6 protein-coding genes are annotated in these 4119 nt (G+C 59.8%); 4 read left to right on the top strand and 2 right to left on the bottom strand.

Annotated elements, in window-relative coordinates; genetic code table 11:
* Positions 1-1458 (bottom strand): hypothetical protein (locus H0V34_05500; GenBank protein MBA2491170.1); only part of this gene is annotated, 1458 nt, incomplete at its 3' end.
* Between the two features lie 364 nt (positions 1459-1822).
* Between H0V34_05500 and H0V34_05495 the strand changes: the two genes are divergently transcribed.
* From H0V34_05495 to H0V34_05480, 4 genes are all read left to right on the top strand, one after another.
* A complete protein-coding gene (locus tag H0V34_05495; protein MBA2491169.1) occupies positions 1823-2569 on the top strand; it encodes a hypothetical protein in 747 nt (248 codons plus the stop codon).
* Between the two features lie 15 nt (positions 2570-2584).
* Positions 2585-2917: a helix-turn-helix transcriptional regulator gene (locus H0V34_05490; GenBank protein MBA2491168.1), complete on the top strand. Its 333-nt coding sequence runs from the start codon at positions 2585-2587 to the stop codon at positions 2915-2917.
* Between the two features lie 264 nt (positions 2918-3181).
* The gene (locus H0V34_05485; protein ID MBA2491167.1) at positions 3182-3406 is read left to right on the top strand and encodes a DUF433 domain-containing protein; all 225 of its coding nucleotides are present in this window, start codon (positions 3182-3184) and stop codon (positions 3404-3406) included.
* Positions 3407-3418: 12 nt separating this feature from the next.
* Entirely contained in the window at positions 3419-3667 is a 249-nt protein-coding gene (locus H0V34_05480; protein ID MBA2491166.1) for a DUF5615 family PIN-like protein, read from the top strand.
* Here H0V34_05480 and H0V34_05475 read toward each other — a convergent pair.
* Positions 3638-3916, bottom strand: a complete 279-nt coding sequence (locus tag H0V34_05475; protein ID MBA2491165.1) for a hypothetical protein — start codon at positions 3914-3916, stop codon at positions 3638-3640. The two genes, H0V34_05480 and H0V34_05475, sit on opposite strands and share 30 nt — an antisense overlap.
* Positions 3917-4119 lie beyond the last annotated feature (203 nt).

Genomic DNA, 4119 nt, shown 5'->3' with positions numbered 1-4119 from the left:
GATCAGTATTGGGCGGCGGACAACCGGAGCCCACCGCATCGACCGCCGGACTGCCGGAGACGAGCGCATGGGTCTTGGTAGGCCCCCATTGTTGGCGAGCGTGGTGTTGAGGATGGCGGACAACGGCGTGGGCGTCGTGCCGTCAGACGTGGCGGTGATGTCGCCGCCGGAAGGGACAAAGTTCGATGAGAACGCCTGCACATTGGTCAGACCGCTGTGCCCGAATATGTTGAAATTGCTGGCGTTTACGCCGCTGTCTCCTTCGTATGTGAAAAGCTCTGCGGCGAGCGGACCTTGGTTACCCGAGACCAACGTGCGATTGAGGATGATGGTACTGCCGGCCAAGCCGCCGGCACCGGAGTTTGGAGCAGAATTGCCCGTGATCGTGCTGTTGGTCAGGGTGAGGGTGCCGCCCGCGAAGGCGGCGACTCCACCGACGCCGTACATGCCAGCGGCGGAATTGTTTGACACGGTTGTGCTGGTCAGGGTCAGGGTACCACCATGCAATAGGCCCCCAGAGCCGCCGTAGCCTGACGACGAATTTCCTGAGATCGTGCTGTTGCTGATCGCACTGTTGTCGCCGATGTGCAGGAGACCCACGCCATCGCGGGCGGAGTTGCCAGAGATCGTGGATTTGTCCACGGTGAGCTTGCCAAAACTGCGGAAATTGATGCCACCGCCCAGGTCACCGGCGGTATTGTCCGCGACGGTGCTGTTAATCAAGGTGAGCGAAACCTGCTCGGAGGTACTACGGGTCGCAATGCCGCCGCCGTCGCCAGAGTCACTCGTCACCGCGTTGCCCGAGACGGTGCTGTCGATGATCGTGAGCTCGCCGACGTTGTTAAACAAACCACCGCCAAGCGCATCGACGCCGGAGAGCCGGCCGCCCGTGATTTTGGTCTTCCTGAGAGTCAAACTACCGGTGCTGTCCACAGCGAAGAGCCGGAAGTCGGGCGCGCCGCTGGCGCGGCTAATGGTGGCGCCATTACCCTCGACCGTGATGGCGCTGGTCACTGCCGGCAGCGCAGTCGGTCCGTATAAATCGGTGTTCACAGCCGTCAGCGTCAAGTTCCCCGACAGCCCTAGCGTATCCGCGCCGCTACCCGCCGAGCATCCGCCGGTGGCGACATCGTTATTGGCCGCGGTGATGGCGTCGACTAGCGTACACGCGCCGCCGACGTTGATCGTCGCGGCGAGCGCCGGCGTCTGGCCCAGTAGCATCAGCAATGCGACGCCGCCTAGCGACCGCTTCCATCGCCGCTGCATTGCCCGTCGCGTGCGACGAGGCAACTCCAGCAGTCTCGCATACTGCGCCGTGAACCGCGGCAACAGCTCGCGCTCTCGATTTACCAGTTGTTGCTTTAGCGCCGGGTTCGCGGCTTGCGATAGTTGTTCGCGCCATGCCGATAGAACACTGTCGTACCGAATGCTGCCGCGGTCTTGATGCTCGATGTGCATTGTGTTGCCTCCAGGCAAATAAAATACTCGGTCGTGGAAGAAGGGTGGGGCGAGATGCGTGGGTCTCCTCGTTACGAGTGATTGGTGTGGATCAGTGGGTCAGCGCTCGCGCCGCACTCAATTAAGCGGTGCAGACAACCCATGAAGCTCCGGCCGCGCTTGTGCATGATGTTCCTGCCTGCGGTAAAAGACGCGCTGCAACATCCAGCCAATGAAACTCCTGTGTATCACTGCGCAAGCTGGCAAAACATCCCCCGATCGTGCTACTTTCCGGTAAAAGGACTAGCTTTAGATCGCTTGTGTCTTAAGCCGAATCCAAAGCAGCGGGAGGGGACGTGGAGAGACGGGTCATGTCCAAGAACCGTTGCTGACGCGCATCAAGCAGTTGTGTTGTCTGGGGCTGGATAGCCAGGCCATCATGCCGGTGCTGCTCAAGGAAATGCACGACCTGGTGCTCTCCCACGCGAACCAATTTCTGTGGGTCGATGACCGGCAGCAGATGAGCGCCTTCTTCTTTGAGAATCTCGAAGACATGACGCCTGCGGGGACGCTTTATCTCAGCGAGTTTTATAACCGGCGCGAGAACGAGGTGATCTGGGGATTTACCGAGGCGCTGCGCAGTCTGCGGGGCGTCTTGTCGTTTGATGCGGGCATGAAGGTCGAGCGCCGGGCGTATTACCGGCATGACTATTACAATCTGATCATGCGCCCGTTGGGTTTCGATGAGAGCCTCAAGGCCATCATCGACGAGGGCGGGCCCGCGCTAGGCGCGATGATTCTGCAGCGCGCGCCGGGCGATGCGGATTACACTGCGCAGGACAGTTTTCGTCTCGGCGCAATCATCCCGTATTTCGCGCACGCGCTGACCGCGCCGCCGCCCGAATTCGAAGCGCCCCTGGTCGACAGCGGGAACGAGGGGATGATGATCGTGGATGCCGCGGGCCGGGTTCAGTTCATGTCGCCTGAGGCGCGGAGGCTTCTCTATCTCACGTCGCACCCGGCCATTTCCACCGACGCGTTAATAGCGCAGACGCAAGCTAAGGAGGCACTGCCGGCAGGCGCGATGCAGCTGTGTCAGCGCCTGCTCGAGATCTTCCACGGCGGCAAATAAGCGGTCGGGCCGCCGGTGTGGCGTCATCGTAATCCCTGGGGCGGCTTTGTGTTTCGCGCCTACTGGCTCAACCATCACGCGCCACAGCCGGCGTCCTTAATCGGCATCACGATCAAACATCAGGAGCCGCTGCCGCTCAAACTACTGCGCCAGCTGGAGCGACTACCGCCACTTTCGTCCCGCCAGACGCAGGTTTGCTTGCTGCTGGCGGCTGGCCATTCCCGCCCGGCCATCGCCAGGCGCCTCGACATCAGCGACCATACCGCGATTACGTACACCCGCCAGGTTTATAGCAAGCTTGAGGTACATAACCGCGGCGAACTGCTGAATAAGCTGCTGCTGTTGTGAAGCCAATCGAGAGCGATGGCGGCTGTAGGCGGCGCTTGAGTATTAGCCACACTCTACGGTGACATACACAAACTCTGAGCTTCCGTTCGGCGTTGACGCCACGGAAACGCGGCACCTGATCGCGCTTCATTTGACCGCTGGCAGGCGATTATAAAGTTAATGGTGGCCGGCGGGAAACGCTAACGCTCATTGGGCCCACAAGCCACCGGTTGCGGTCAGTGGCAGAAAGATGGATGCTGAATGCGCAGAATGGAGGTCGACGAAATGAATGAGCACACGCTGCTAGACAGAATTACCGCCAATCCCAAGGTGATGGTTGGCAAGCCCACGATCAGGCGTCTCAGGATTACAGTTGAACAATTCCTCAAGGCGCTGGCAGGTGGTGTGACCAACCAGGAGTTGTTGGAGGATTACCCGGAACTCGAGGCTGAAGACATTCGGGCCGCCCTGCTCTATGCGGCCGAGCGGGTCGGGGAGGAACAGGTTTGAGATCACCGGTTGATGAATGACCGGAATTTGAAATTCTTAGTCGATGTCGGCGTTGGCGCGAAAGTGGAAGAATGGCTTCGGAACAACGGGTTTGATGTTCAAGCAATCAGGGATATCGATCCACGGATGGATGACACCGCGATCCTGAACACGGCTGCTTCGCTAGGCCGGATTTTTATATCATTTCTGTCCGCTGTAATCGCATCGACCAGGCTGCATCCCCCGCCGACATTAATGGTGGCGGCCATTGCTGGCGTTTGACCCAGCGCCAGCAGCAGCGCCACCCCGGCCAGCGATCGTTTCCACTGCCGCTGCATCGCGCGCCGCGTACGTCGGTAGCGCCATGAGCGTTGCGTATTGCGCTGAGAAGCGCGGCAACAGTTCGCGTTCCTGATACAAAATCGGGTGTTTGATATCCGGGCTATTCGCCGCTGCGGTTACTTGCTCGCGCCACGCCGCCAGAATGTGGTCGTAGCGAATGCTAATGCAGGTGCTGTGTTGCGATTGCATGGCTTTTCCCCTCATTGCATAGATTTAAAATAAACTCGTTGAGCCCGGAAGAAGCGAAGCGCACTCTGGGCGCCCTGGTGTTGCATCTGACGCAAGTGAGATACACGCCGTTAGCGCGGCGTCGGTTCACCTTCCCGGGCGCGTTTTCGGGCTGTATTCCCGTGCCTGCTGTGCTGCTCCGTTAGGATTGCCCACAGTGCTTG

The organism is Gammaproteobacteria bacterium (assembly GCA_013696315.1).
Taxonomy (GTDB): domain Bacteria; phylum Pseudomonadota; class Gammaproteobacteria; order JACCYU01; family JACCYU01; genus JACCYU01.
This window is presented reverse-complemented; position numbering and strand designations above follow the sequence as displayed.

What these genes read in the sequence shown, in the direction of transcription:
- H0V34_05485 (MBA2491167.1), top strand. Translation starts at nt 3,182, where the DNA reads ATGAATGAGCACACGCTGCTAGACAGAATTACCGCCAATCCCAAGGTG.
- H0V34_05480 (MBA2491166.1), top strand. Translation starts at nt 3,419, where the DNA reads ATGAATGACCGGAATTTGAAATTCTTAGTCGATGTCGGCGTTGGCGCG.
- H0V34_05475 (MBA2491165.1), bottom strand. Translation starts at nt 3,916, where the DNA reads ATGCAATCGCAACACAGCACCTGCATTAGCATTCGCTACGACCACATT.